This window comes from Mesorhizobium sp. M1338 (assembly GCF_040318045.1).
Taxonomy (GTDB): Bacteria; Pseudomonadota; Alphaproteobacteria; order Rhizobiales; family Rhizobiaceae; genus Mesorhizobium.
The window spans coordinates 365,257-392,210 of the sequence record NZ_JAMYLL010000002.1; the positions used below are offsets into that span (position 1 = coordinate 365,257).

General features: G+C 64.0%; 26 protein-coding genes and 1 pseudogene. 15 read left to right on the forward strand and 12 right to left on the reverse strand.

The features are described from left to right. Positions 1 to 123: 123 nt before the first annotated feature. The 3 genes from hisG to hisS form a co-directional block, all read right to left on the reverse strand. Positions 124 to 825 (reverse strand): ATP phosphoribosyltransferase, encoded by a 702-nt coding sequence (hisG, locus tag NKH19_RS03650; protein ID WP_352981843.1) that lies wholly within the window; start codon positions 823 to 825, stop codon positions 124 to 126. Further along, the gene (locus tag NKH19_RS03655; protein ID WP_352981844.1) at positions 822 to 1,943 is read right to left on the reverse strand and encodes an ATP phosphoribosyltransferase regulatory subunit; all 1,122 of its coding nucleotides are present in this window, start codon (positions 1,941 to 1,943) and stop codon (positions 822 to 824) included. Before NKH19_RS03655 ends, hisG begins: the two co-directional genes overlap by 4 nt. A 178-nt stretch (positions 1,944 to 2,121) precedes the next feature. Further along, complete coding sequence (hisS, locus tag NKH19_RS03660) at positions 2,122 to 3,627, reverse strand: histidine--tRNA ligase (RefSeq protein ID WP_352981845.1); 1,506 nt, start codon at positions 3,625 to 3,627, stop codon at positions 2,122 to 2,124. A 256-nt stretch (positions 3,628 to 3,883) separates the two neighbouring features. Here hisS and NKH19_RS03665 point away from each other — a divergent pair, with 256 nt between their 5' ends. Continuing rightward, positions 3,884 to 4,135, forward strand: a complete 252-nt coding sequence (locus tag NKH19_RS03665; RefSeq protein WP_352981846.1) for a hypothetical protein — start codon at positions 3,884 to 3,886, stop codon at positions 4,133 to 4,135. A gap of 3 nt (positions 4,136 to 4,138) precedes the next feature. Here the strand turns inward: NKH19_RS03665 and NKH19_RS03670 are convergent, their stop codons facing one another. Continuing rightward, entirely contained in the window at positions 4,139 to 4,777 is a 639-nt protein-coding gene (locus tag NKH19_RS03670) for a DNA-3-methyladenine glycosylase I (protein WP_352981847.1), read from the reverse strand. Between the two features lie 212 nt (positions 4,778 to 4,989). On the opposite strand from NKH19_RS03670, the gene NKH19_RS03675 reads away from it, so the two are divergent. After that, positions 4,990 to 5,718 carry a L,D-transpeptidase gene (locus tag NKH19_RS03675; protein WP_352981848.1) on the forward strand — a complete coding sequence of 243 codons (729 nt, stop codon included), beginning with the start codon at positions 4,990 to 4,992 and terminating at the stop codon, positions 5,716 to 5,718. A 268-nt stretch (positions 5,719 to 5,986) separates the two neighbouring features. Continuing rightward, positions 5,987 to 6,908, forward strand: a pseudogene (locus NKH19_RS03680) (bifunctional 5,10-methylenetetrahydrofolate dehydrogenase/5,10-methenyltetrahydrofolate cyclohydrolase). Between the two features lie 17 nt (positions 6,909 to 6,925). On the opposite strand, the gene glcF reads toward NKH19_RS03680, so the two are convergent. The 4 genes from glcF to NKH19_RS03700 form a co-directional block, all read right to left on the reverse strand. After that, positions 6,926 to 8,251 carry a glycolate oxidase subunit GlcF gene (gene glcF, locus NKH19_RS03685; protein ID WP_352981849.1) on the reverse strand — a complete coding sequence of 442 codons (1,326 nt, stop codon included), beginning with the start codon at positions 8,249 to 8,251 and terminating at the stop codon, positions 6,926 to 6,928. 10 nt (positions 8,252 to 8,261) lie between these two features. Beyond that, positions 8,262 to 9,467 carry a glycolate oxidase subunit GlcE gene (gene glcE, locus NKH19_RS03690; protein ID WP_352981850.1) on the reverse strand — a complete coding sequence of 402 codons (1,206 nt, stop codon included), beginning with the start codon at positions 9,465 to 9,467 and terminating at the stop codon, positions 8,262 to 8,264. 224 nt (positions 9,468 to 9,691) lie between these two features. Further along, positions 9,692 to 11,188 (reverse strand): FAD-linked oxidase C-terminal domain-containing protein, encoded by a 1,497-nt coding sequence (locus tag NKH19_RS03695; protein WP_352981851.1) that lies wholly within the window; start codon positions 11,186 to 11,188, stop codon positions 9,692 to 9,694. Positions 11,189 to 11,467: 279 nt separating this feature from the next. Then, a complete protein-coding gene (locus tag NKH19_RS03700; RefSeq protein ID WP_352981852.1) occupies positions 11,468 to 12,790 on the reverse strand; it encodes a DUF3422 family protein in 1,323 nt (440 codons plus the stop codon). A gap of 210 nt (positions 12,791 to 13,000) precedes the next feature. Between NKH19_RS03700 and NKH19_RS03705 the strand changes: the two genes are divergently transcribed. The 3 genes from NKH19_RS03705 to NKH19_RS03715 are packed head-to-tail and all read left to right on the forward strand — an operon-like array spanning position 13,001 to position 15,778. Further along, a complete protein-coding gene (locus NKH19_RS03705; protein ID WP_183445146.1) occupies positions 13,001 to 13,804 on the forward strand; it encodes an FCD domain-containing protein in 804 nt (267 codons plus the stop codon). 19 nt (positions 13,805 to 13,823) lie between these two features. After that, a complete protein-coding gene (locus NKH19_RS03710; RefSeq protein WP_352981853.1) occupies positions 13,824 to 14,960 on the forward strand; it encodes an alpha-hydroxy acid oxidase in 1,137 nt (378 codons plus the stop codon). Between the two features lie 38 nt (positions 14,961 to 14,998). Beyond that, positions 14,999 to 15,778: a metallophosphoesterase gene (locus NKH19_RS03715; protein ID WP_352981854.1), complete on the forward strand. Its 780-nt coding sequence runs from the start codon at positions 14,999 to 15,001 to the stop codon at positions 15,776 to 15,778. Between the two features lie 57 nt (positions 15,779 to 15,835). Here the strand turns inward: NKH19_RS03715 and NKH19_RS03720 are convergent, their stop codons facing one another. Then, positions 15,836 to 15,967: a hypothetical protein gene (locus tag NKH19_RS03720; RefSeq protein ID WP_352871709.1), complete on the reverse strand. Its 132-nt coding sequence runs from the start codon at positions 15,965 to 15,967 to the stop codon at positions 15,836 to 15,838. A gap of 293 nt (positions 15,968 to 16,260) precedes the next feature. Beyond that, on the reverse strand, positions 16,261 to 16,959 hold the full coding sequence (locus tag NKH19_RS03725) for a type 1 glutamine amidotransferase (protein WP_352981855.1): 699 nt from the start codon (positions 16,957 to 16,959) through the stop codon (positions 16,261 to 16,263). Positions 16,960 to 17,046: 87 nt separating this feature from the next. Between NKH19_RS03725 and NKH19_RS03730 the strand changes: the two genes are divergently transcribed. From NKH19_RS03730 to NKH19_RS03750, 5 genes are all read left to right on the forward strand, one after another. Continuing rightward, positions 17,047 to 17,694: a hypothetical protein gene (locus NKH19_RS03730; RefSeq protein ID WP_352981856.1), complete on the forward strand. Its 648-nt coding sequence runs from the start codon at positions 17,047 to 17,049 to the stop codon at positions 17,692 to 17,694. Positions 17,695 to 17,725: 31 nt separating this feature from the next. After that, positions 17,726 to 18,460, forward strand: coding sequence for a 16S rRNA (uracil(1498)-N(3))-methyltransferase (locus tag NKH19_RS03735; protein WP_352981881.1), 735 nt, complete (start codon positions 17,726 to 17,728; stop codon positions 18,458 to 18,460). 245 nt (positions 18,461 to 18,705) lie between these two features. Beyond that, a complete protein-coding gene (locus tag NKH19_RS03740) occupies positions 18,706 to 20,079 on the forward strand; it encodes a glutamate--cysteine ligase (protein WP_352871631.1) in 1,374 nt (457 codons plus the stop codon). A 101-nt stretch (positions 20,080 to 20,180) separates the two neighbouring features. Beyond that, positions 20,181 to 21,119 carry a DUF937 domain-containing protein gene (locus NKH19_RS03745; protein WP_352981857.1) on the forward strand — a complete coding sequence of 313 codons (939 nt, stop codon included), beginning with the start codon at positions 20,181 to 20,183 and terminating at the stop codon, positions 21,117 to 21,119. A 71-nt stretch (positions 21,120 to 21,190) separates the two neighbouring features. Further along, a complete protein-coding gene (locus tag NKH19_RS03750) occupies positions 21,191 to 21,412 on the forward strand; it encodes a type II toxin-antitoxin system HicB family antitoxin (RefSeq protein WP_352871705.1) in 222 nt (73 codons plus the stop codon). Between the two features lie 145 nt (positions 21,413 to 21,557). Here NKH19_RS03750 and NKH19_RS03755 read toward each other — a convergent pair whose 3' ends face one another. Further along, complete coding sequence (locus NKH19_RS03755) at positions 21,558 to 21,848, reverse strand: DUF1127 domain-containing protein (RefSeq protein WP_352871633.1); 291 nt, start codon at positions 21,846 to 21,848, stop codon at positions 21,558 to 21,560. 178 nt (positions 21,849 to 22,026) lie between these two features. Here NKH19_RS03755 and NKH19_RS03760 point away from each other — a divergent pair, with 178 nt between their 5' ends. From NKH19_RS03760 to NKH19_RS03770, 3 genes are all read left to right on the forward strand, one after another. Further along, positions 22,027 to 22,983, forward strand: coding sequence for a LysR substrate-binding domain-containing protein (locus NKH19_RS03760; protein ID WP_352981858.1), 957 nt, complete (start codon positions 22,027 to 22,029; stop codon positions 22,981 to 22,983). Between the two features lie 82 nt (positions 22,984 to 23,065). Continuing rightward, on the forward strand, positions 23,066 to 24,697 hold the full coding sequence (gene xseA / locus NKH19_RS03765; RefSeq protein ID WP_352981859.1) for an exodeoxyribonuclease VII large subunit: 1,632 nt from the start codon (positions 23,066 to 23,068) through the stop codon (positions 24,695 to 24,697). Positions 24,698 to 24,701: 4 nt separating this feature from the next. Next, on the forward strand, positions 24,702 to 25,820 hold the full coding sequence (locus NKH19_RS03770; protein ID WP_352981860.1) for a DmpA family aminopeptidase: 1,119 nt from the start codon (positions 24,702 to 24,704) through the stop codon (positions 25,818 to 25,820). A 198-nt stretch (positions 25,821 to 26,018) separates the two neighbouring features. Here NKH19_RS03770 and NKH19_RS03775 read toward each other — a convergent pair whose 3' ends face one another. Next, positions 26,019 to 26,273, reverse strand: coding sequence for a hypothetical protein (locus tag NKH19_RS03775; RefSeq protein ID WP_352731361.1), 255 nt, complete (start codon positions 26,271 to 26,273; stop codon positions 26,019 to 26,021). A 467-nt stretch (positions 26,274 to 26,740) separates the two neighbouring features. On the opposite strand from NKH19_RS03775, the gene NKH19_RS03780 reads away from it, so the two are divergent. Then, positions 26,741 to 26,954, forward strand: a 214-nt coding sequence (locus NKH19_RS03780) for a transposase family protein (RefSeq protein ID WP_352981861.1), incomplete at its 3' end; no start/stop codon positions are given.

A 26,954-nucleotide genomic window follows, 5' to 3' on the forward strand; every position in this document is an offset into this window, starting at 1 on the left:
GAAGCGAGGCGGGTGGGGTCGTCTCAACTGCCTCGACCTCTATCTGGCTTTGCCTGAAAAGATGGAGTGCGTCACCGCGGACCCCACCCGTCCATCCGCCTTCGGCGGCTGTCCATCTTCCCCTCAAGGGGGAGGGAGGGCGCTCATCTTCGCGGCAATGTCGCGCAATACGGCTTCATCCGCAGCGGAACGATCTTTCCTCGACGCCACGAGACAGGCCTGCGAGCGCAACACGAGGCCGTCGCCCAGCACCTTGAGATGGTTGGCGCGCAGCGTCGAGCCCGTGGTGGTGATGTCGACGATGACATCGGCCAGTCCCGCCGCCGGCGCGCCTTCTGTAGCGCCGAGGCTCTCGACGATGCGATAGACCTGGATGCCATGCTTCTGCGAGAAGAATTGCTGGGTCAGCCGCCAGTATTTGGTGGCGATGCGCAACCGCCTGCCGTGGCGCTGGCGGAAATCGGCGGCGACGTCATCAAGGTCGGCCATGGTGTCGACGTCGAGCCATATGTCCGGCACGGCAACCACCACATCGGCACTGCCAAAGCCGAGACGGGCGACGATTTCGGCGTGGGTCTCCCAGTCAGCGAGGTTCTCACGCACCAAATCTTCGCCGGTGATGCCGAGATCGACCGTGCCCTGGCCGATCTCGCCCGCAATCTCGGAAGCCGACAGGAAGACCACTTCGACATTGTCCAGGCCCTCGACGCGGGCGTGGTACTTGCGCTCGTCGCCGGGCAGGCTGACGGCGAGGCCGGCTTTGGCCAGCACGTCCAGCGCTTGCTCCTTGAGGCGGCCTTTAGACGGGATCGCCAGCGTGATCATGGCGCCATCTCCCGCAACGCCTCGATGCGGTCGAGCCAGACGGAAAAGCCGACGCCAGGGATCGGCGTCTTCGCGCCAAGCAAGGTCAGCAGCCGGTCGTAGCGGCCGCCACCGACCAGCGGCCGGTCGCCATTGCCAGCCGCGATTTCGAAAACCAGGCCGGTGTAATAGTCGAGCGGACGGCCGAAGGCGGCATCGTAACGGATTTTTCCGGCCGGCAGGCCGTGCGCCTCGATCGCCTTGGCACGGGCGGCGAACTTCTCCAGCGCGGCATCGAGCGAAAGCCCGGCACCGCTGGCGAAGGAGGCCAGCGCCTCGGCCGCACTGTTAAGCGGCACGTCGATCGCCAGAAAACCCTTCAGCGCCGCAAAGGCCTCGTTCGACAGCCGCACGCTGCGCAGTTCGGCCTTTTCGATCAGCCGCCGCGCGATGTCGGATGGCGGGCGTCCGGCGGACGCCGACAGTCCCGCCTCTTCCATGCCGCCGGCGATGTGGGCCGAAAGACCGTCCAGATCACCGTCGAGGACGAGGGCAGCAACCGGGCCGGAGAGCTGGCCGTTGCGCGGCGGGTTGGCGAGATCGGCGAGTGCCGCCTCAAGCATCGGCGCCGAGCCGAAGGCGCGGGCAAGGCGCATGCGCCAGCCGCGCGGCAAGCCAAGGGCGGCCAGCACAGCCTCGAAAATGGTCTGGTCGCCGAGCGTGATCGCCAGCGCCTGCTCAGGCAACACAAGCGACAGCAGCGCATACGCGTCGGCCAGCGAGCGGGCATCGGCTTCCGCCGTGTCGCTGTCGCCGAGGTCCTCGATACCGGCCTGGAAGAACTCGTTGCCGCCCTCGCGACGCTGGCGAAAGACCTCGCCGAGATAGGAATAGCGGCGCGGCGTGCCGGCCTGCGAACTTATGTGGTCGAGACAGACCGGAATGGTGAATTCCGGCCGCAGGCACAATGTCTGCCCCGTCTCGCTTTCGGTGAGGAAGATACGGCGGCGCAGATCCTCGCCGGCCATGTCGAGGAAAGGATCGGCCGGCTGTAGCACCGCGACCTCGACCGCGTGGGTGTTGCGGGTGGCGAAGAGGTTGGTGATGTCGGCCGCGATGGCGGCATAGCGGGAGGTCATCGATCGGATGGGCGCGAGGCACCCCCCTCTGGCCTGCCGGCCATCTCCCCCGCAAGGAGGGAGATCGGCAGCTTGAGGCTCAGCGCCTCTCGTTCAACGCTGGAGATTGGCGAAAGCCCACGTGACATCCAATCTCCCCCCTTGCGGGGGAGATGGCCGGCAGGCCAGAGGGGGGTGTTCAAGCGCCACCTTTCGCGCGGTCAGCGGCCTGCGCCGCCAGGATCTTCTTCACTTCCGCGACCAATTCGCCCTCCGCCACCGTCACTTGCGCCGGGCGCGCGGCGCGCCATTCGGCGTTGTCGGTGATTTCGGCCGACATGCGCGCGCCTTCGATCAGGTCCTTGATCTGCAGCTCGCCCTTGGCGCGCTCGTCGCCGCCCTGGATGATTGCGACCGGGCAGTTGCGGCGGTCGGCATATTTGAGCTGCGCCTTCATGCCGGCGCCGCCGAGATACATTTCGGAGCGGATGCCGGCGGCCCGCAGCTCCGACACCATCTTCTGATAGCGACCGAGACTGTCGATATCCTTGTCCATCACCAGCACCACGACCGGCGCGATCACGTCCGAGGCGTCGAGCTTGCCGAGGTTCTTCAGCGCGGTCATCAGCCTGGAGACGCCAATGGAAAAACCGGTTGCCGGCACCGGCTCGCCGCGAAAGCGCGAGACCAGGCCATCATAACGGCCGCCGCCACCGACCGAGCCGAAGCGCACGATCTGGCCGTCCTCATTGGGGATTTCAGCCAGCAGCTCGGCCTCGAAAACGGGGCCGGTATAGTATTCGAGGCCGCGCACGACCGAACGGTCCATGGCAATACGGTCTTCGCCGTATCCCGCCGCCCTGACCAAGGCTTCAATCGTCGCGAGTTCGCCGACACCTTCCTGGTAAACTGCGTTCGAACTGACCATGGCATCCTGGCCAGCCTGTGTATTCCTCGCCGTCGCGAGAAGGACTGCCTCGGCTTGCCCGTTGTTCAACCCGGCGCCCTTGGCGAAGTCGCCTTCGCCTTCCTTGCCGCCATCCCAGCGCCCCGGCCCAAGCAGAAGCCTCACACCTTCCGGCCCGAGCTTGTCCAGCTTGTCGATCGCCCGCAGCACCGTCAGCCGGCGGCCGGCATTCTCGTCGCCGCCAAGACCGATCGCTTCCAGCACGCCGTCCAGCACCTTGCGGTTGTTGACGCGAATGACGTAGTCGCCGCGCTTGATGCCAAGCGCTTCCATCACGTCGGCCATCATCATGGCCATCTCGGCGTCCGCCGCCACGCCCGGTGTGCCGATCGTGTCGGCATCGAACTGCATGAACTGGCGGAAGCGGCCGGGGCCTGGCTTCTCGTTGCGGAACACCCAACCGGAGCGATAGCTGCGATAGGGTTTGGGCAGGCGCTCATAATTCTCGGCGACAAAGCGCGCCGTCGGCGCGGTCAGGTCATAGCGCAGCGACAACCACTGGTCATCGTCATCCTGGAAGGAGAACACGCCTTCGTTGGGCCGGTCCTGGTCGGGCAGGAATTTTCCGAGCGCATCGGTGTATTCGATCAGCGGCTGGTCGGCCGGTTCAAAACCATAAAGCTCATAGACCGAGCGGATCGTCGCCATCATCTTCTCGACGGCGCGGATGTCCTCTGCGCTGCGGTCGGCAAAACCGCGCGGCAGTCGCGCTTTCGTCTTTTCCGATTTGTCGGCCATGAGCTGGATCTTTTTTTGTTGGTAAATGCGGACTTGTTTCAAGTGCGCGTGTCCTAGCCGAAGCGGCTTTGTGCGGCAAGGCCGCCGAGGCGGAACCCATCTCCGCTCTCTGAGCAAGATGGGCGCGAGCGCCCGCCTTCGCTTCAACCGCCTCTGAAACAAACCGCACCGAAAATGAAACAATCCCGCCATGCGCGCGGCATCGTGCCGACACAATCGCAAGAGATAAACGCGCCGAATTGAGGGGTTCGCGGCCATGACCAGCATAGCAAGATTCCATGCCATCGACAGCGGTGCCGAACTGCCCGCACGCCTGCGCCCGGCCGACAGCCATGCTCCGAAAATGGTCAGTCAGGCTGCTGGCCCGTTCGAAGTCCCGGCCGACACCGGCAAGGGACCATCCATGCGCGACGCGTTGATGACCGGCCTGCTGGTGATCTATCCGACAGTGGCCACGGTGGTGGCGATCGTCGCCGGCCTGGTGCTGGCCAGCGCCAACGGCACCTGAGCCCTACTTCGGCCGCTTGAAAGCCTTCCGCTGTTTCTCGACCTCCTTGCGGCAGACGCAGCCCTCGAGATGGTCGTTGACCAGACCCATCGCCTGCATGAAGGCGTAGACCGTGGTCGGGCCGACGAAGCTCCAACCGCGCTTCTTCAGCTCCTTCGAAATCCGCACAGAGACGGCCGTGGTCGGGTTGGCGCGCAGATGCGCGAGATCGACGATCACGGGCCGTTCATCCTTGCCGGGTTCGAACTTCCAGAACCAGGCGGCCAGCGAGCCGAATTCATCCACCATTTCGCGGGCGCGCTTGGCGTTGTTGATGGTCGAGACGATCTTGCCGCGATGACGGATGATGCCGGCATTGCCGAGCAGGCGCTCGACGTCCTTGTCGGTGAAGGCGGCGACCTTGTCGAATTCGAAATTGGCGAAGGCCTCGCGAAAATTCTCCCGCTTGCGCAGGATTGTCAGCCACGACAGGCCCGACTGGAAACCTTCGAGGCAGATCTTTTCGAACAGCCTGCGGTCATCGGCGACAGGCCGTCCCCACTCATGGTCGTGGTAGTGCAGATAGTCCGGCAGATTGCCGTGCCAGAAACAGCGCGCGACGCCGTCGGGGCCTGCGAGCAGGCCGGTGTTTTCCTTGTCCATAGCCCAAAATCCGTTCGTTAATGCGCCCTTGCGCTGCATTTACCGCGGCTTTACCAGATTCCTGAACCCGGCGGTAACCACACCAAAAGGTTTACTGACACTCGCGCATTTTACGCATTCCGATTCATGTTTCGGTTGCTGCTTCCACGCCAATGATCGCCGAACCGGGAGGACGTTTCCACCCGTTTATCAGACGATCAAGGTGCGTTCCGATGAAGACAATCCTGTTTCCCATGCTCGGCGCCGTGTTTGCCGCAGGCGTCACGCCCTCAACCGCTGGCGACCGCTATGCCGACAGGCCGCCGGTGATGGTGAGCCCCGACCTTTCCGCACCTTGGGTGCTGCAGCTTGGCCGCGCGCCCGGCATCGTGCGCCGGCAGGCCGTGCAGCAACAGCCGCGCCTGCGCACCGCGCAACAGCCCGACGGGGTGCGGACGGCAGCGGTGCAGCTACCGGCGAAACGTGTGGCCATGCGCCCGCAGATCAACCCGATCTACCTGCCGCAGGAAGTCGACTATGACGGCCCGCAGAAGCCGGGCACAATCGTCATCGATACGACGCAGAATTTCCTCTTCCTGATCGAGAAGAACGGTAAGGCGCGGCGCTATGGCGTCGGCACCGGCAAGCCGGGCTTCGAATGGTCGGGCACGCACAAGATCACCAACAAGCGCGAGTGGCCGGACTGGCGCCCGCCGGCGCAGATGATCAAGCGCGAAGCCGCCAAGGGCCGCTACCTGCCGACCTATCTGGCCGGCGGCATGGAGAACCCGCTCGGCGCCCGCGCGCTTTATCTAGGCACGACCGAGTACCGCATCCACGGCACCAATCAACCGTGGACGATCGGTGGCGCGGTGTCGTCGGGTTGCATCCGCATGCGCAACGAGGACGTCGTCGACCTCTATGAACGGGTCAATGTCGGAACCACGGTCGAGGTGATATGATAGTTCTTGCGAATCACTTGGCCGGCAAAGCAGCCAGCTTTTCGAGGCCAGTTCGGAGATAACGGGGGACGGGCCGTATGGGGATGCGGCCAGTCAGAAAGGGCAGTGCGGGAAACCGTGCTGCCCTTTCCGTTTTGACCACGGCCTGAGGCACAACGAAACACTGTTTCCTGGCGCGTCGCGCAAAAACCATGGTGGTTCGCTTTCGTGCTGCCCTTGCCGATGTTCTTTTGCTATGTGGGCGGCAACCAGACAAAAGAGTCCACCCATGTCCGTGTCAGACGACAGCCGCTATCTCAAGGGCGGCCCGGTTGCCCAGCGCATCATCGCCACTGTCCGCGAGGACGCGGCGATCGCCAAAGCCGAGGGTTTTCCGCCCAAGCTTATCTCGATCACCGTCGGCGATACCGATGCGGTGGACGTCTATGTGCGCAACCAGCGCGCCAAGGCGCAATTGGCAGGCATCGATTTCGAGGAACGGCGCTTTCCCGCCACCATCAGTTCAGGCGAGCTGGAAGCGGCAATCCACGGCCTGAACGCCGATCCGCGCGTCACCGGCATCATCATCCAGCGGCCGGTGCCGGCACACATCCCGATCAGGACGCTGCAGGCGGCGGTGCATCCGCTGAAAGATGTCGAGGGCATGCATCCGGCTTCGATCGGCAACATCGTCTACAACCAGCTCGATCTCGCCCCCTGTACGGCGGCCGCGTCGGTCGAACTGCTGAAAGAGACCGGCCTCGACCTCAAGGGGCTGGAAGTCGTGATCGTCGGCCATTCGGAAATCGTCGGCAAGCCGATCGCGTTCCTGCTGATGAGCGAAGGCGCGACGGTGACGGTCTGCCACCACATGACGCGATCGGTCGCCGCCCATGCAAGGCGCGCCGACGCGCTGTTCGTCGCCGTCGGCAAGCCGCGGTTGATCAAGGCCGACATGGTCAAGCCGGGTGCCGCCGTCATCGACATCGGCATCAATTCGGAGATCGGCCCCGACGGCTCCAGCCGCATCGTCGGCGATGTGGACACCGAAAGCGTGCGCGAGGTCGCCTCCTGGATCACGCCGGTACCGGGCGGTGTCGGCCCGATCACGGTCCGCCATCCTGCTGCGCAACACCATGGTGGCGCTCAGCCGGCAGCGCGCGCTCTACGAGGCGACCTACGGCACGGCCGACCGGCTGGCGGCGGAGTAAGCACCGGGACGAGCGCCCTATTCCGCGGCGATCAGGTTCTCGTCCAGCACGCCTTCCGGCTTTGGCCCGCCATACGCCCAGTCGAGCAGCTTGATCGTGTGCACGACCGGCAGCTTCGCCGCCGAGGCGATCTGCGTGATGCAGCCGATGTTGCCGGTGGCGACGATCGAGGCACCCGTCGCCTCGATGTTTTTCACCTTGCGGTCGCGCAGCTTGGCTGAAATCTCGGACTGCAGGATGTTGTAGGTGCCGGCTGAGCCGCAGCACAGGTGGCCCTCGCGCGGCTCGCGCACGATGAAGCCGGCCTTGGCCAGCAGCTCCTTCGGCTGACGGGTGATCTTCTGGCCGTGCTGCATCGAACAGGCCGAGTGATAGGCGACGACGGTGCCCGGCTTGCGCAACGGTTCGGGCAGGTCAAGGCCGGCCAGATATTCGGTGATGTCCTTGGCCAGCGCCGAGACGCGCGCCGCCTTCTCCGCATAGGCCGGATCCAGCCGCAGCATGAAGCCATAGTCCTTGATCGTGGTGCCACAGCCGGACGCCGTGATGACGATGGCGTCGAGCCCGCCTTGCTCGATGGTGCGCGTCCAGGCGTCGACATTTTGTCTCGCCGAGGCAAGCGCGGCTTGCTCTCGACCCATATGGTGGACCAGCGCACCACAGCAGCCCTCGTCCCGCGGCACCACGACCTCGACGCCGAGCCGCGTCAGCAGCGAAATCGTCGTCTCGTTGATGGCGGGATCGAGCACCGATTGCGCACAGCCGGTGAGGATGGCGACACGGCCTTTTTTGGCCCCCTGCCCGGCATGGATGCCAGGTGAAGCGTTTGGCGAGGCCGCCGGGATCGAGGCCGGCGCAAGCTTGAGCATCGCGCCGAGCGGCCTCAGTGCCGGGACGTTTTCGAAGAGGCCAATGAACGGCTTCCCGAGCTTCGCCAGCTTGAGCGCAGCGCGAAAACGCTTGGGATAGGGCAGCACGAAGGCGAGCATGGCGCGGGTCAGGCGGTCGGGCAGCGGCCGCTTGTAGGTCTCCTGGATATGGGCGCGGGCATGGTCGACCAGATGCATGTAGTTGACGCCCGACGGGCATGTCGTCATGCAGGCGAGGCACGACAGGCAGCGGTCGATATGGGTGACGATCTCCTTGTCGGCGGGGCGACCGTTCTCCAGCATGTCCTTGATCAGGTAGATGCGCCCGCGCGGTGAATCGAGCTCGTTGCCGAGCGTCACATAGGTCGGGCACGTCGCGGTGCAGAAGCCGCAATGCACACATTTGCGCAGGATCTTTTCCGATTCCGCGACATGCGGATCGGTGAGCTGGGCAAGCGAAAAACTGGTCTGCATCGCGTTGGTCCTAAGCCATGCGGCCGGGATTGAGGATGTTCTTCGGGTCGAATTCCTGCTTCAGCCGGTGGCTGAGTGCCGCCAGCGCCGGCGCTTGCGGCTCGAACACCGGCAAGGCGGCGCGATGCGAAGGTACCGCGCGCACCAGCGTCGCATGGCCGCCGCCGTGTTTCCGCAACAGCCCGCGCAGCAGAGCGGCTTCCGGATCGCCTTGTTCCATGCGCAGCCACACCAGCCCGCCCTGCCAATCATAGAAGGCGCTGACGGCGGCCTGCATGCGCAAGGCCAGCACCATCTGGTGGCCCGCTCCCGGCGTCATCGACACGCGCCACACCGGTTTCTCGCTGCTGTCGACGAAGGGCCTGCAATCGCGCACATCACGCCAGATCAGCCGTGAAATTTCTCCGGAAATCTCCTCCAGCGGCCCGGCATTGCCGAGCAGCGTTTTCAGTGCGGCGATGCGGTAGGCGACCGACGGGCCAAAACCCTCGACACGCAGCAGCGTGGCGGCCTCGTTGCCAAGCGCACCGGCGGCCACACGCGCGGCGATGCGCTCCGGCAGATGGGCGGCACTCGACACTTCCGCGCTGGAACCGAGCGCCATGGCCATGGCCGCGGCGGCCGCGTCGTCGAGCAGACCACGGATGGCGAGCGTGATTTCGGTCTCGGCGGCCGGCAGCACCTTGAAGGTGACGTCGGTGAACGCCGCCAGCGTGCCCCAGCTGTTGGCCATCAGCTTCGACATGTCATAGCCGGTGACGTTCTTGACCACACGGCCGCCGGACTTGAAGGCCTCGCCGCGGCCGGACACCACATTGATGCCCAGAATATGATCGCGCGCCGCGCCCGCCTTCAACCGGCGCGGGCCGGAAAGGTTTGCCGCCAGCACACCGCCGATCGTGCCTTTGCCAGGCTCGCCGCCGAGCAGCGGGCCGTAATCCATCGGCTCGAAGGCGAGTTGCTGGCCATTTTCCGCCAACAGCTTCTCGATGTCGGCCAGCGGTGTGCCTGCTTTGGCCGACAGCACCAATTCGGCTGGTTCGTAGAGCGTGACGCCTGAAAGCTTCGACAGGTCGAGCGTGTGTTCGGTTTGCAGTGGCCGGCCGATGCCGCGCTTGGACCCATGGCCAAGGATTTCGAGCGGCGTCTCTTCCGCCACCGCCCAGGCGACGGCGGACAGGACCTCGGCTGAAGTGGTTGGGGTAAAGGTGGTCATGAGGAGAACGCGCCATTCGCGAGTGCCGAAGTGCCGCGATCCTTGGCACCCCCCTCTGGCCTGCCGGCCATCTCCCCCGCAAGGGGGGAGATTGGCAGCTTCAACGCCGCATCAGCCTTCCAAGGTTGGTGGTTGGCGAAAGACGCGCTAGCAGCCAATCTCCCCCCTTGCGGGGGAGATGTCCGGCAGGACAGAGGGGGGTGTTCAAGCGCTGACATGCCGGCTCAAAACCTCGGAATATCCGGGAACGGCAGCTTGCCGCCGGAGATGTGCATGCGGCCGAGTTCGGCGCAGCGGCGGAGCTGCGGGAAGACCTTGCCAGGGTTGAGCAGATGGTTGGGATCGAAGGCGCATTTGACCCGCATCTGCTGATCGAGGTCGATCTGGGTGAACATCTCCGGCATCAGGTCGCGTTTTTCCACGCCCACCCCGTGTTCGCCTGTCAAGACGCCGCCGACCTTGACGCAGAGCCGCAATATGTCGGCACCGAAGCTTTCCGCCTTGTCGAGTTCACCCGGCACGTTGGCATCGTAGAGGATCAGCGGATGCAGATTGCCGTCGCCGGCGTGAAAGACATTAGCGACGCCGAGACCGTATTTCTCCGAAAGCTCGCGCATGCCGGCGAGCACACGTGGCAGTTCCTTGCGCGGGATGGTGCCATCCATGCAGTAATAATCGGGCGAGATGCGGCCGACCGCCGGGAAAGCCGCCTTGCGGCCGGCCCAGAAGCTCAGCCGCTCCTGCTCGGACCGCGAGATGCGACAGGTGGTCGAGCCGTTCCTGTAGGCGATGGCCTCGACAAGGCCGATCAGATGATCGACCTCGACGCCCGGTCCGTCGAGTTCGACGATCAGCAGCGCCTCGACATCGAGGGGATAGCCGGCATGGACGAAATCTTCCGCCGCGTGGATCGCCGGCCGGTCCATCATTTCCATGCCGCCCGGAATGATGCCGGCACCGATGATGTCGGCGACGCATTGGCCGCCCTGCTCGCTGGTCGGGAAGCCGATCAGCAGTGCACGGGCCGTCTCCGGCTTCTTCAGGATGCGAACGGTGACCTCGGTGACGACGCCGAGCAGCCCCTCCGAACCGGTCATGACGCCAAGCAGGTCATAGCCTTCCGCATCGAGGTGACTTCCGCCCAGCCGCACCACCTCGCCGTTCATCAGCACCATCTCGATGCCGAGCACATTGTTGGCGGTGAGGCCGTATTTCAGGCAGTGCACGCCGCCGGAATTCTCGGCGACGTTGCCGCCGATCGAGCAGGCGATCTGGGAGGATGGATCTGGGGCGTAGTAGAAGCCCTCGTGCTCGACGGCGTTGGTGATGCCGAGATTGGTGACGCCCGGCTGGGCGACGACGACGCGATTGGGAAAATCGACCGCGAGGATGCGGTTGAAGCGGCTCATGACCAGCAGCACCGCGTCCTCAAGCGGCAGCGCGCCGCCGGACAGCGAGGTGCCGGAGCCGCGCGGTACGACGCGGATGTTGCGCTCGTTGCAATATTTCAGCACGCGGGAAACCTGAGCCACCGTTTGCGGCAAAACGACAACCAACGGCAGTTGCCGGTAGGCTGTCAGGCCATCGCTCTCGAAGGCTCGCATGGAATTGGCGGCATCGACGACGCCCTCGCCCGGCACGATGATGCGCATGTCGGCGACGATCTCGTCGCGCCGGCGCATCGTCGCGTCGTCTGGTTTCGGCATGGCCAGGCCGGACATCAACAGCCTCGTTTCGCTTGACTGGTCAAAATCTTTTACCAGTGAAGCGCGCTGGTTGCAAATCCTGCCTTGGTGGGAAATCCAGCCTCATGGACGAGACAGGCTTCCGCAGCGGCAATCTGCCGCTGTCTTACCCTCCCCCTTTTGGGGAGGGTCGCGAACGAAGTGAGCGGGGTAGGGGTCAGCGCGGCGCTTTACGAGGACCCCCACCCCGTTTCACGATCTTCGCTTCGCTGCGATCATGAGCCGACCCTCCCCGCAAGGGGAGGGTCGGCAGTCCTACTCGCCAGCCAGCTTGCCGGGTTCGGAGTGCATCCGGCGCACACGGCGCACGCCCCACCAGACCAGCAGGAGGGCGACCGGCACCGAGGCGGCGGTGATGACCTCCGGAGCGAAGGCATGGCCGAAGATCGAGGCGCCCTTGGCGACATAACCGATGAGGCCGACCACATAATAGGAGACGGCGGCGACCGACAGGCCTTCGACGGTCTGCTGCAGGCGCAGCTGCAGGCGGGCGCGGTTGTTCATCGAGGCGAGCAGGTCGCGGTTCTGCTTCTCGACCTCGACATCGACCCATGTGCGCAGCAGCGTCGTGGCGCGGGTCAGTTTTCGCGACAGATTGGCCTGCCGCTCCTCGACCGAGCGGCAGGTGCGCATGGCAGGTGCGACGCGGCGCTGCAGGAAGCCGCCCCAGGTGTCGTAGCCGGGCACGGCTTCTTCCTCGAGCGCCTCCAGCCGCTCGCCGACGATGCCGTCATAGGCGCGGCTGGCGCCGAAGCGATAGAGGCTCGACGCCGCGTCGGCTTCCAGCTCCGCAGCGAGTTCGGTCAGATCGGCCAGCAAGGTCTGGCTGTCGCGAGTCTGAGCGACCTTCATCTCCAGCGTAGTCTGCGCCAGCCGGTCCTCGATGCGGCGGGCGCGGCCGGACAAGTTCAGCGCCAGCGGCAGGCCGAGCATGGCCAACGTGCGATAGGTTTCGATGTCGATCAGCCGTTGCGACAGCGCGCCGGTGCGCGCCGGGGTCAAGCCGCGATCGAGCACCAGCATGCGCGTCATGCCGTCACCGTCCTGGCGAAAGTCGGTGACGATGGCTGCGTTGCCGCGCTCGACCAGCGAGTAGCACAGGCTGGTCGGGTCGAAGCCGGCGATCAGCCTTTCGCTGACCTGCGTCCATTTGCGGATTTCGAGCCGGATGCCCGAAATGACGGTTCCCGGCGGCGAAAACCCGTTGCCGAACGGCGAATCTTCCTGCGTCCTGCCGCTTTCGGAGAGCGGCCCTTCCCACAGATAGGTCGAGAATTCGGTGTGCCGTTCCCAGCGCAGCGAACCCTTGCCCCACTTCATGGCGTGGTGGCGGGCCTGTCGATCGGGCGCGGCGATGCCGAGGCGTCGTGATAGTTCGGAAAGCACGGCATGATCAACGCCGGAGCCACCCTCGGTCATGAAGGCGAGCTGCACCAGGACGCGCGGCTTTTCGATCAGCGGATGCGGCCGGGCATGGACCTCGCCGAGCGCGCCGGGCCGGCCCTCATGCGCGGGAAACCCCATGACGCTGCCCTTGGCGCGCGGCTGGAACTCGAGATTGGACGGGTCGTCTGACACGGCTTGTCCCCCGGGTTTCTCTGAACCCTCTTGCACTCGCGTCCCTCTAGAGCCAATAGCCTGATGACGCAAACAGCAAAGTTTAGACGAAGACGATATGGCGTCGGGCGGCAAAATCGACACGCTTCGACCAATTGGATAAATAATTTGACCAGTTGGCGACGCAGGCTTTATCCTGCGCGACACCGGTTCACCTTCCAGGCATTTGAATTGAGCGACATTTTTTCCAGGATCGAGCATTCGCGCACCGCCGACGAGGTGGTGCAGCAGATCGAGAGCCTCATCCTTGAAGGCGTGCTGCGCACCGGCGACCGGTTGCCGGGCGAGCGCGAGCTCGCACGCCAGTTCGACGTGTCGCGGCCGATCCTGCGCGACGCACTGAAGGCGCTGGAAGGGCGCGGCCTTTTGACGACAAGGCCCGGCGGCGGCACGCATGTCGCCGATGTCATCGGCCAGCTGTTCACCAAGCCGGTGACGGACCTGATCTCGATGCACCGCAAGGCTGTGACCGACTATCTGGAATACCGCCGTGAGATCGAAGGGGTGGCGGCTGAATACGCGGCGCGGCGCGCCACTCCAGACGACATGGCGCTGCTCGACAAGATCATGGCACGCATGGACGATGCGCACCGGACCGGCGATTTCGACGACGAGGCTGAAATCGACGTCGAGTTCCACCATGCGATCTGTGAGTGCGCGCACAACATCATCCTTTTGCACACGCTGCGCTCCTGCTACCGGCTGTTGTCGGAAGGCGTGTTCCAGAACCGGCTCCTGGTGTTCACCGTGCCCGGCGCGCGCGAGGCGCTGCTTGCGCAGCACCGGGCGATCCATGCGGCGGTGAAGGCCGGCGACCCGGCCGCTGCCCGGCAAGCGGCGATGGACCACATCACCTATGTCGAACGGTCGATGGCGGAGGCCGAGCGCAGCGGCGACTGGCAGCGCGTCTCGCGGCTGAGGCTGAAGCAGCGTGTCGACGCCACCGACACCGAACCTGCACGCAAACGCTCCTAGCAATCGAAAACGGGAACCCATGAGCCAAATCCTGACCATCGCCGACCTCAAGGACCTCGCGCGCCGGCGCGTGCCGAAGATGTTCTTCGACTATGCCGATTCCGGTTCATGGACCGAAAGCACGTATCGGGCCAACGAAGAGGATTTCCAGAAGATCAAGTTCCGCCAACGCGTTCTCGTCGACATGGACAACCGCTCGCTGGCATCGACGATGATCGGCGAAAAGGTGTCGATGCCGGTGGCGTTGGCGCCAACCGGCATGACCGGCATGCAGCACGCCAATGGCGAGATGCTGGCGGCGCAGGCGGCGGAGGAATTCGGCGTGCCGTTCACCCTGTCGACGATGAGCATCTGCTCGATCGAAGATGTTGCCTCGGTGACAAGCAAGCCGTTCTGGTTTCAGCTCTATGTGTTGCGCGACAAGGATTTCGTGCTCAACCTCATCGACAGGGCGAAGGCGGCGAAATGCTCGGCGCTGATGCTGACGCTCGACTTGCAGATCCTCGGCCAGCGCCACAAGGACATCCGCAACGGGCTTTCGGCGCCGCCCAAGCTGACGCTGACGAACATCGTCGACATGGCCATCCGCCCGCGCTGGTGCGCCGCCATGGCCGTCACAAAGCGGCGGACCTTCCGCAATATTGTCGGCCACGCCAAGGGCGTCGGCAACATGGCCTCGCTGGCATCGTGGACGACGGAGCAGTTCGATCCGCATCTGTCGTGGAAGGACGTCGCCTGGATCAAGGAGCGCTGGGGCGGCAAGCTGATCCTCAAAGGCATTCTCGACAAGGAAGACGCGCTTATGGCGGCCAAGACCGGCGCCGACGCGATCATCATTTCCAACCATGGCGGGCGCCAGCTCGATGGCGCGTCATCGTCGATCGGCGTGCTGGAAGAGATCGCCGATGCGGTCGGTGACACGATCGAGGTGCATATGGATGGCGGCATCCGCTCCGGCCAGGACGTGCTGAAGGCGCTCTGCCTCGGCGCCAAGGGCACCTATATCGGCCGGCCATTTCTTTACGGCCTGGGTGCGCTCGGCAAGGAAGGAGTTACCAAGGCGTTGGAAATCATCCGCAAGGAGATGGACATCACGCTGGCGCTGTGCGGAAAGCGTCTGGTCACCGACATGGGCAAGGACCAGCTCCGGCGCTAGAGTTCCGTGACAGCCCTGACCACGGAGACGACGAGACCTTGGCGGAACCCGGTATCCATTTTCTCGACGCGCAGGGGCCGGACGGTGTGCGTCTCTACGCGATTGGCGACATGCATGGCCGGCTCGACCTGCTGGCCGCCATGCATCAACGCATCAAGGCCGAGATCGAGCAGGACGCGCCCGCCGACTGGCGCGTCATCCATCTTGGCGACTATGTCGACCGCGGACCGGATTCAAAGGGCGTCATCGACTTCCTGATCGAAGCGCGCGAGCGCGACCCGCGTCATCTGATGCTGGCCGGCAACCACGACATCGGCTTTCTCGATTTTCTCAAGACCCCCGACCCGGAAGGGCTTTTCATCCGCTTTGGCGGTATCCAGACCGCGCAGTCCTACGGCGTGGCGATCAGCGAAGGCGCCAGCGCGTGGTTCGGCAAGGCCGAGACCGCCGTGCGCAAAGGACATCAGGCCTTGGTCGAGGCCGTGCCGCAGGGTCACATCGATTTCCTGCGCTCGCTGCCGTTTTCGGTGACGCTGGGCGATTTCTTCTTCTGCCATGCCGGCATCAGGCCGGGCATTCCCCTGGATAGGCAAAACCCGCAGGATCTGATCTGGATCCGCGACGTCTTCCACAATCACACCGGCCTCTATCCGAAGATCGTGGTGCATGGCCACACGCCGGTACCGGAGGCGGAAGTGATGGCCAACCGCGTCAATGTCGACACGCTTGCCTGGCAATCAGGCATGCTGACCGCGCTCGTCGTCGACGGCTCGGACAAACGCATCCTGACAATGACGATCAAGGGACCTGGACAATAAAGGAAGCTTGAGCGCTGCGCGTCCGAGGACGCTCCAGTTCGTGGCGCGGCCCCGGCTTTAGCGCAGCGAGGCGGTGACGCCGTAACCGTCGACGGCGTTGTGGTTGTTGGCCGCGTCGGCGGCGTAGATACCCAGACCGCAAAGCACGATGGCGGACAACATGGCAAAGGACAGAAGCGTTGCTTTCACGGAGGTCATCTCTTGTTGAGCTTTGTGCATCTGTGCACGAGGCGGTTACCAATGCGTTGAAACGGAGAATTCGCTTCAAAGTTTCGACGATTTCGCGCTTCTAGGCATGTTCTGTATCAACGGTGTGTCGCGCGGGTCACACAAAAGGTTCATCGCGGTTGCACAGGAGATGCGGAGCGCGCGCCTTCTAGGATGGCGGACGGACACAAGCCAAGGATGAAACCGGTTTTCCCCAACGGTTTCGCCGCCGCGTGCCAATTATGTCACGCGGCAAGGCGCCAAGGCGCGGACGCTCAGATCGTCGCCACCCAGGCACGGGCAATGGCAAGGCCGGCGGCATCCGCGTCAGGCCCGTTGCGGGCCATTTCGCCATCGAGCTTGCCGGCCCAGTCGGGATGGCGCGCGGCAATGGTCGGGGCAAAGGACGTGCTCCAGTCCTTGACCATCGGCCGGTCGGCCTCAAAATGGAACTGGAAGCCGTAGACGGCGCGGCCGACGCGAAAAGCCTGGTTCTCGGCGACATCGTTGCCGGCGAGCCGCACGGCGTTCTCGGGCAGCACGAAGGTGTCGTCGTGCCACTGGAAGATCGGGAATTTCTCCGGCAGCGCGCCCAGCACCGGATCGGCCTTGGCGTCCGCCGTCAGCGAGACGCCGTGCCAGCCGAACTCATTGGCGCCGCCAATGCGGTTCTCGCCGCCGAAGGCACGGGCGACAAGCTGGCTGCCGAGGCAGATACCGAGCACGGCGCGATCCTTGCCGGCAAAATCGCGGGTCAGTTCGAGCAGTGCCGGGAAATAGGGGTACTCGTCGTCAGCCAGTGCATTCTGGCCACCGCCGAGCACCACCATGGCATCATGCCCGGCCGCGTCATCCGGCAGGAGATCGCCCTTGTAAGGGTAGCGAACATCGAGATCGGCGCCCGCCTCCGCGAGAGCGGCGCCGACCTGGCCAAGGCCGGTATTGTCGTAGTTCTGGACCACCAGCACCCGCATGAAAAACCCTGCTGACAGGAAAAAGATGCGACGAGCGATACCATGCCATCTGTATTGCAGCCAAGATGCGCGTTCGGAGAGAAAGATATGCCACTGCAAAACAGGGTCGATCCGTTCGGCGCCATCCAGGCCGTGCCCGAGCGTGGACTGTTCACCGGCAATCGCGGCATCATCCACGATCCCGAGACGAAGACGCTGTTGAAGAAGCGCTGGGCGCTTCAGGCCTGGATTATCTGCGTCTGCCAATTCCGCGATGTGCGGCGCGAGCCGATGGGCCGCAACCGGGAGGGCGGTAAAGCGGGCTGGACCGAGCTTTTCTTCCTCGACGAGGTGACGGCATTGGCTGCCGGGCATCGCCCCTGTTTCTTTTGCCAGCGCGAACGGGCCAAGGATTTCGTCGGCCGCTTCGGCGAAGCTTTCGGCATTGCCGAGCCGCGCGCGCCGCAAGTCGACAAGCGGCTGCACAAGGAGCGGCTGGCGTCGGGCGGCAGGCTGGCGATGCTGGCCTTTGAAGAGCTTGCCGACCTGCCGGACGGCGCCTTGGTCGCGGATGGCGGCAACGCTTATGCCTTGTGCGGCGGCAAGGCACTGCGCTGGTCTTTTGCCGGATACGGCCCGCCCGCCGATTTCGACCTGCTCGAAGGCAAGACACTCTCGCTGCTGACACCGGCCACGACGCTCGCCGTGCTGCGGCATGGCTTTCGGCCCGTCTGGCATCCGTCCGCCGAGGCTTGACGCCGGCGGCCGGCTCGCTCATTCCTCGCCAATGCGCGCCAACTACAAGATGCAACGTCTCTTCGTGCCCGACGATCTGCGGCCAGACCTCGAGTTCGACGCCGGCCAACAGCAGAGCCATTATCTCCTGCATGTGCTGCGGCTCGGCGAAGGCGCCGAAATTCTGGTGTTCAACGGCCGCGACGGTGAGTGGTCGGCGGCTATCGTGGCGAAAACGAAAAGGGCGGTGCGGCTGAATGTGTCCGTGCTGCAACGGCCGCAGCCGCCGTTGCCCGACCTCATCTACTGCTTCGCGCCGCTGAAGCAGGGCCGACTCGACTATCTCGTGCAGAAGGCGGTCGAGATGGGCGCCGGCATCCTGCAGCCGGTCATCACCCAGCACACGCAAGTGGCCAAGCCTAGCATCGATCGCCTGCGCGCCAATGTCGTCGAAGCCGCCGAACAATGCGGCATCCTGGCGGTGCCTCAAGTGCTCGAAGCGGAAAAATTCGAGCGTTTGCTGACCGGTTGGGACAAGGAGCGGCGGCTGATCTTCTGTGACGAGGACGCCTCGACCAACAATCCGCTGTCCGCGCTGCGGGCGGTGAAGGAAAACAAGCTTGGGCTGCTGGTCGGGCCGGAGGGCGGCTTTTCCGACGACGAGCGCAAGATGCTGCGCGCGCTTCCCTTCGTCACCGCCATTCCACTCGGCCCGCGCATCCTGCGCGCCGATACGGCGGCGGTGGCGGCGCTCGCGGTGATGCAGGCAACAATCGGAGACTGGTGAGACTTCATCTCTTGCAAGGGATCGACAGGGCGGTAACGTTCAATTCCCGTTCACCTGTGGCTCAGGATTTTTCGCTTGCTCGTCTGCCGACATTTCGTCCATTTAGCGCCGGCGATCGTCCGATCGTCCTACAGCGCCGCGCGTCCTTTCGGACACGCAAAGGACGCTGTAGCATTTCATTGGGTTCATGGCTCTTTCCGAAAATCGAAAGCAGATTTTCGGGGTCATGTGCTAAGGGCTTACAAATGGCGCGCGATACTACCGATTTCCGCCCGATCGAAGGTGTCGACGAACTCGTCGAGCATCTGGCCGAAGGCAACAAGCCGCGCGACAAGTGGCGTATCGGCACCGAACACGAGAAATTCCCCTTCTACGTCGACGGCAACGCGCCCGTGCCCTATGGCGGCGAACGCGGCATCCGCGCCATCCTCGAAGGCATGCAATCAAAGCTCGGCTGGGATCCGATCATCGATGATGGCCGCATCATCGGTCTGGTCGAACCGACCGGCCAGGGGGCGATTTCGCTGGAACCCGGCGGCCAGTTCGAGCTGTCCGGCGCGCCGCTGGAGACGATCCATCAGACCTGCCGCGAGGGCAATGCCCATCTGGCGCAGGTGCGCGAGATCGCCGAGCCGATGGGCATCCGCTTTCTCGGCCTCGGCGGCAGCCCGAAATGGTCGCTGGCCGAGACGCCGAAAATGCCGAAGTCGCGCTACGAGATCATGACGCGCTACATGCCCAAGGTCGGCACCAAGGGCCTCGACATGATGTACCGCACCTGCACGATCCAGGTGAATCTCGACTTCGAGAGCGAGGCCGACATGCGCCGCAAGATGCAGGTGTCGCTGAAGCTGCAGCCGCTGTCGACGGCGTTGTTCGCCAATTCGCCTTTCACCGAAAGTCACCCGAACGGCTTGCAGAGCTGGCGCGGCGACATCTGGCGCGACACCGACAACCAGCGCTCGGGCCTGCTCGAATTCTGCTTTTCGCCCGATTTCGGTTTCGCCGACTATGTCGAATGGGCGCTCGACGTGCCGATGTATTTCGTCATCCGCGACGGCCGCTATCACGACATGACGCACATCACCTTCCGCCAGTTCATGGCCGGGGCCGCGCGCAATGAAGTTCCCGACGGACTGCCGACAATGGGCGACTGGGCAAACCATCTGTCGACGCTGTTCCCGGACGTGCGGCTGAAGCGCTTCCTCGAGATGCGCGGCGCCGACGGCGGGCCGTGGCGGCGCATCTGCGCGCTGCCGGCCTTCTGGGTCGGATTGCTCTATGATGAGGCGGCACTCGACGCCGCCGAGGCGCTGACCTCGAGCTGGACGTATGAAGAAACGCTGGCGATGCGCAACGCCGTGCCGGAACAAGGCATTTCCGCGCCCTTCCGCAACACTACGCTGCGCGAAATCGCGCGCGACGTGCTGGTCATTTCGCGCATGGGACTGAAGAACCGCGGCAAGAAGAACCGCGACGGCTACGACGAGACATCCTTCCTCAACACGCTCGACGAGGTCGTCGCGCGCGGCACCACCAGCGCCGAGGAGATGCTGTCGGCCTATCACACGCGCTGGGGCGGCTCGATCGAGCCGGTGTTCATGGAGTATGCCTATTAACCCCTCGGATTTGACGCAGCCGATCGATCGGCAAAAGTCGCTTCAATCGGAAGTGGAAACGAACTAGGCTTCTTCGGCGAGGATTTCCGGAGGAGACGCCGATGCCTACCTTGTTCGACATGCTGACGCAGGCGCAGAACGGCAACGGCATGCAGGCCCTTGCCCAACAATACGGGCTTTCGATGCAGCAGACGCAGGCGGCGGTCGCCGCGCTGCTGCCGGCCTTTTCACAGGGGCTGCAACGCAACACCGCCGACCCCTACGGGCTCGGCGCCTTCATGACCGCGATGGCCAGCGGCCAGCACGCCAAGTATTTCGAGGACGCAACCCGGGCCTTCTCGCCGCAGGGCGTCGATGAGGGCAACGGCATTCTCGGGCATCTGTTCGGCTCGAAGGATCTGTCGCGCGCCGTGGCCAGCCAGGCGGCGCAAGCGAGCGGTGTCAACCAGCAGATCCTGCAGCAGATGCTGCCGGCGATCGCCTCGATGCTCATGGGCGGGCTGTTCAAGCAGACGACAAATCAGATGCAGGCCGCCGGCGGCTTCGGCGGTGGCGGCAACAATCCACTCGGCGAGATCATCGAGCAGATGATGCGGCAAGGTGGCGGCATGCAGGCCCCGGCACCACAGCCGCGCCCGGCGCCGCAGCCCCGGAACCCGATGGACAACCCGTTCGGCAAGGTTTTGCAGGACATGTTCGGCGGCGGGACGCCGCAGCCGCAAAGCCAGCCGCAACCTCAGCAGACGCAAAGCCCTTATGGCGATAATCCGCTCGGCAAAATCTTCGAGGAGATGCTGCGGCAAGGCGGCGGTGGCGGCTTCGGCATCCCGGGCGGCCAGCCGGCGCCGCAACAGCCTCAAGCGCCCCCGCAGCAGCGACAGGCATCTCAGCCACAGGCCAATCCGAGCGGTCGGCCGAGGAATCCCTTCGACGACCTGTTCGGCAAGATGTTCGAAACCGGCGCACAGCAGCGTGACGACTACCAGAAAAGCGTGGAAACGATCTTCGACCAGTTCAAGCGGGACATGGACCGGCGGTAGTCGAAATCAGTGGGTGAGAGACTGGAGCAGATGAAAGCTCGTGGCATTGATCGTCGAGGCAAAGAGACATGATGGACAGACTTGAATATCCGGTCGTCATTGCGCCACTTTCTGCAGAGGACGGAGGGGGGTTTTCGGCTTTGGTGCCTGATCTGCCAGGCTGCGTGAGTGACGGCGACACCCCTGAAGAGGCCATCGCGAATGTCCAGGACGCCATAGCATCTTGGATAGGGGCTGCGCATGAGCTCGGCAGGTCGATACCAAGGCCATCGCGAAAGCTGGCATTCGCCTGACTGCCAAAAGAAAAGCCCGGTCCTGGGAGGACCGGGCAGCGTGCAGGCGGCCGGCGGGGATCCGGCAGGGAGTCGGGGCCCGCATACTTCTCAGTCGCGCCGAACCTCGAAAAGGTTCACGGCAACCTAAACGACAAGCGACAAATCAGGCTACCTTGCGGGCGATGTCCTCGATCGTCTCGATGCGATCGCTGGCGATTTCGCGCAACATAGCCGTCGGGTCGCGGCCGAACGGCACGTCGATGGCGACATGCAGGTCGGCGCGCGTCAGGCCGATATCGGCGAGCTCGGCATCCGACATCTCGCCTAGGCGGTAGAAGGCGCGGCGGTTTTTCCAGGCGCGGTAGACGTTGGAAATGGTGTTTGCCACGCGCGTCGCAACGGCCGGACGCGAGGTGATGCGCGAGGTCTCGGTGGCGAAATCAAACGTGGTCATTGTCGGTCTCCTTCAGACTCGAACGAGCAAGGCCAGGCAATCGGCGCTGGCGACAGCGGCCGTTCCGGTCCCAATTCACATGCCTTCATGTGGACAATGCGAATTTGCCATGATGCGATTGATTAATCCAACGAATGTTTCTAATCCTAGGCATCAACACTAGTGATGGATCATATCGATGAAATCGCCGCTCGATCTGGATCAATTGCAAACTTTCATCTCGATCGCCGACACCGGCAGCTTCACCAGAGCCGCCGAAGAGGTGCACCGGACGCAGTCGGCGGTGTCGATGCAGATGCGCCGGCTGGAGGAGCGGATCGGCAAGCCGCTGTTCGAAAAGGACGGGCGCACCAACAGGCTGACCGAGGAAGGCGACAAGCTGCTCTCCTACGCGCGCCGGCTGCTCTATCTCAACCGCGAGACGCTGGCGGCTTTCGACGACCGGCGGCTCGAAGGCACGATCCGCATCGGCACGCCCGATGATTATGCCGACCGTTTCCTGCCGGAAATCATGGCGCGGTTCACGCGCTCCAATCCGCGCGTCGAACTGACCGTCATCTGCGAGCCGACGCCGGGATTGGTCGAACATATCAAGCGCGGCAATCTCGACCTGGCGCTGGTGACGCACAACGACGTTCGCGGCCAGTCGGAGGTGGTGCGGCGCGAACCGCTGCTGTGGGTCACTTCGGCCAACCATGCGACGCACGAGCAGGAAACGCTGCCGATGGCCTTTGGGCGGCCGAACTGCATCTGGCGGCGCGCTGCCGTCGAGGTGCTCGACCAGCAGAACCGCGACTATCGCATCCTGTTCACCAGCTTCTCGGCCACCGTCATCACCGCTGCGGTGCTTTCGGGCCTGGCGATCTCGGTGCTGCCGGAATGCGCGCTACGGCCGGGCATGCGGGTGCTGGGTGAAGCCGACGGCTTCGGCGCCTTGCCCGATTGCCGCATCGGCATCATGCGCGGCCAGACGTCGCGACCGGAGATCGTCGATGCGCTCGCCCGCCATATTTCGGAAAGCCTGGACAATATTTCCGTGCCGCTCAGCGAAGACACCGGGACATTCGATTTCGCAGCGCTCGCCTTCAGCAAGCTGCGGCGAACCAAGCCAAACCAGATTCTGCCCGGTTGGTAAGCGGGTCGGGCATGCGGGTTATGAACGCCTGGCCTGACGCGGCCACCTTGACGCGGGCGCCCAACCGTTCCCCAATCGGCCGATGAGCGACGCACCATCCGAATCACGCACCAACGCCGCCGAATACACGGTGAGCGAGATTTCCGGCGCGCTGAAGCGCACGGTCGAGGACGTCTTCGGCAATGTGCGGGTGCGCGGCGAAATCTCGGGCTATCGCGGGCCGCATTCCTCAGGTCATGCCTATTTCGCGCTGAAGGACGACCGTGCCCGGCTGGACGCCGTGGTGTGGAAGGGCACGATGAGCCGGCTGAAGTTCCGCCCCGAAGAGGGGATGGAGGTGATCGCCACCGGCAAACTCACTACCTATCCCGGCAAGTCCAACTACCAGATCGTCATCGACAATCTGGAGCCGGCCGGCGCCGGCGCCCTGATGGCGCTGCTGGAAGAGCGCAAACGGCGGCTGCAGGCCGAGGGCCTGTTCGACGCCGGCCGCAAGCGGCTGCTGCCGTTCATGCCATGCGTCATCGGCGTCGTCACCTCGCCGACAGGGTCCGTCATCCGCGACATCATCCACCGCATCAAGGACCGGTTTCCGCTGCATATCCTGGTCTGGCCGGTGCGCGTGCAGGGCGAGACGTCTGGCGCGGAAGTGACCGCCGCGGTCAACGGTTTCAACGCGCTGGCCCGGGATGGCGCCATCCAGCGCCCCGATCTGCTGATCGTGGCGCGTGGCGGCGGCAGCCTCGAAGACCTCTGGGGCTTTAACGACGAGGCGCTCGCCCGTGCCGTTGCCGCCTCCGCGATTCCGGTGATTTCGGCCGTAGGCCACGAGACCGACTGGACGCTGATCGATCTCGTCGCGGATGTGCGGGCACCGACCCCGACCGGTGCGGCCGAGATTGCAGTTCCGGTGAAGGCGGACCTTGAAGCCACGCTTGCCGGCCTCGGCGCGCGGCTCAAGGCGGCGGTCCTGCGCAATTTCGAACGCAAGCGGCAGGCCGCCCGTGCGGCCGCCCGTGCTCTCCCCTCGCCCGATCAATTGCTGGCGCTGCCGCGGCGACGCCTCGATGATGCGACAAGCCGGCTCGGCCGCGGCCTGATGGTCTCCACCGAACGAAAGCGGGCACGGTTCTTCGCTGTAAAGCTGACACCGGCGATGCTGTCCCAGCGGATTGCCGAGGCGCGGCGCACCAACGAGCGCAATCTTTTGCGGGCACAAGGAGCGCTACGCGCGTTGGCAAGATCCCGACGTGCGGAATTAAATCGTGCGGCGGACCAGTTGCCAAAATGCGCCAGGGCATCGCTGCAGCGGCACAGGCAGCAGCTGGCTTTGCTGCAAGGCCGCATCACGATCGAGCCCACAGCGCGGCGGCAGCGGGTGCAGAGGGATTTGCTGACAGCATTAACCAGACGCGGCACGCAAGCCGTGGTGCTCAGGCTGGAGCGTTTGCGCGGCCGCGTTGTCCAAGCCGACAGGCTGATGGCGACGCTGTCGCACAAGGCGGTGCTGGCACGCGGCTTCGCTTTGGTGAAGGACTCCGACGGAGCGGTGATCAAGCAGGCGTCCGAGGTGGCGTCGGGAATGGCGCTTTCGCTTGAGTTCGCGGACGGCACCGCCGATGCGATTGCAACCAGCGGCACGGCAAAACCGAAAGCGGTGGGCAAACCAGCAGCCAGGACCAAAGAGCCCGGCAACCAGGGATCGCTGTTCTGAGACCATGACCGACAATCCGAACCATCTGGCAACGCCTTCCGGCAAGCCGCGCGCGCGGAGTTTTGGCATCGGCTTCGACGGGACACCCGGGCCGCTCAACGCGATCACCGATGTGCCCGGCGTTGCGGTCGGTTACGCGACGGTGATTTCCGGCGACGGCGCGCTCGTCGTCGGCCAGGGTCCGGTGCGCACCGGCGTGACCGCGATCCTGCCCAGGCCGTGCGCCGACCTTGCAACGCCGGTCTTCGCCGGCATCTTCAGCCAGAACGGCAATGGCGAACTGACCGGCTCGCACATCGTCGAGGAAACCGGCGCTTTCAACTTTCCGATCACCATCACCAACACGCATTCCTGCGGTGTCTCACGCGACGGCACGCTGCGCTGGATGCAAAGCGTGCTGCCGGCGGCGCTCGACAGCGCCTGGGGCCTGCCGGTGGCGGCGGAGACCTATGACGGCTTCCTCAACGACATCAACGGCCACCATTTGACTTTTGAGCACGTCGCCCAGGCCCTCGACGGTGCGACCAGCGGACCGATCGAGGAAGGCAGCGTCGGCGGCGGCACCGGCATGATCACCTTCGGCTTCAAGGCAGGTTCAGGGACCGCGTCGCGCGTCGTCGAATGGCAAGGCCATGCCTATACCGTCGGCGCCTTCGTGCAGTCGAATTTCGGCAAGCGACACAATTTTACCATTCGTGGCCTGCGTGCCGGGCCGGAACTCGTCGAACCGGCGATCCGCGAAGGTGCGCCGCGGGCCGAAAAGGGCTCGATCATCGCCGTCATCGCCACCGATGCGCCGTTCCTGCCGCACCAGATGAAGCGGCTGGCACGCCGGGTGCCGCTCGGCGTCGCCATGACCGGCGGCTTCGGCTATCACAGCTCCGGCGATATTTTTCTCGCCTTTTCGACCGCTAATCCCGCAGCGGCTCTGGCGCCGTCAGGCCGCATCGCCAGTGCCGACTTCATCCCTGACACCGACATCGATCCGTTTTTCGACGCGGTGATCCAGGCCGTGGAGGAAGCGATCCTCAACGCATTGGTCGCCAATGACGACATGAGCGGACGCGACGGCAATTTCGTGCCGGCGCTGCCGAAGGCCTGGCTGAAAGAAAAATTTGGCTGAAAGCGATCGTTGAAACGAAAACGCGGGCCAAACAAAGCCCGCGTGTTTCAGATGGGGGTCGCCCCCTAGAGCAGTTCACCGTTCACGGAAACGGCGAACCGCTCCAATTTCTTGTCTCGACGCAATTCCCAAGGGAAAGCGCTATGCGCTATTCCCGGGAAAACCGTTTTACATTTTTCCTGGAATTGCTCCAAGCGGTCATTCCGCGGCTTTGCTGGACGCCTGCTGCTGCTCGTCGGCCTCGGCCGCTTCCTCGAGCCTGGAGGCGATGAGTTCCTTGATATCGCCGACTTCCTCCTGGATATCCTCCAGGGGTATGCCGACTTCGGCTGCCTTGGCGGCGCATTCCTTGGCCAGTGTCTCGGCCTGCTTCTCGATCCGGGCCTCGGAAGGCTGGCAGTGGACCTTTTCGCCGATCCATTCCTGCAAGAATTCGATCGCGTGTTCACTCATACTGCTATTCCCTTGCGGCAAAGCCGGTTGGTAATCATAAACGTCGGCACCCAGTAAAGGATGCATGTCCCCATTCCAGCCGAGTCGCGGTCACTCGGCAAGCCGATACCGTCCAAGGTCCACAGAGCCATAGGAAATCGAAGGGTCAAGAACATTTTCTGATTCTGGAGGAGTCGGTACCGTTGGCTGGTCACACCCAGCGTTGCGCCACTGTTTCTATTTGCTTTTTTCCGGTTTCCGAGCCGATTTTCGTCACAATAGATGGCGCAACACACAACACATTTACAGTTGCTTCGGGGTGCTGCCCTCAGGCGCGCGGATCGAAGCCGCCGCTATATAGTGACATCCTCATGCAAAGTCGACTCTGCTCGCCATCCTGCCCAGGGCAATCGGGTGAGTTAACGCGTGACAAGGGGTTTAGGAGCTGAATCTGTCGAGAGCATCTGATTCTTTGGAGGATGCACTGGATGGACGATGTGGCTTGCGATGCCGGTGCGTTGGCGGAAACGGTTGTTTTTCTGGGTCATTTCAAGGATCTGCCTGATGGTCGGCAGAGTGCGAAGGTAAGATATCCGCTGGATGAGGTGCTGCTGCTATGTCTTGTGGCGGTGATCGCCGGGGCGGAAACCATCACCGACATCGCCCGCTTTGGTGACAAGAAGCTTGATCTCTTGCGCCGGT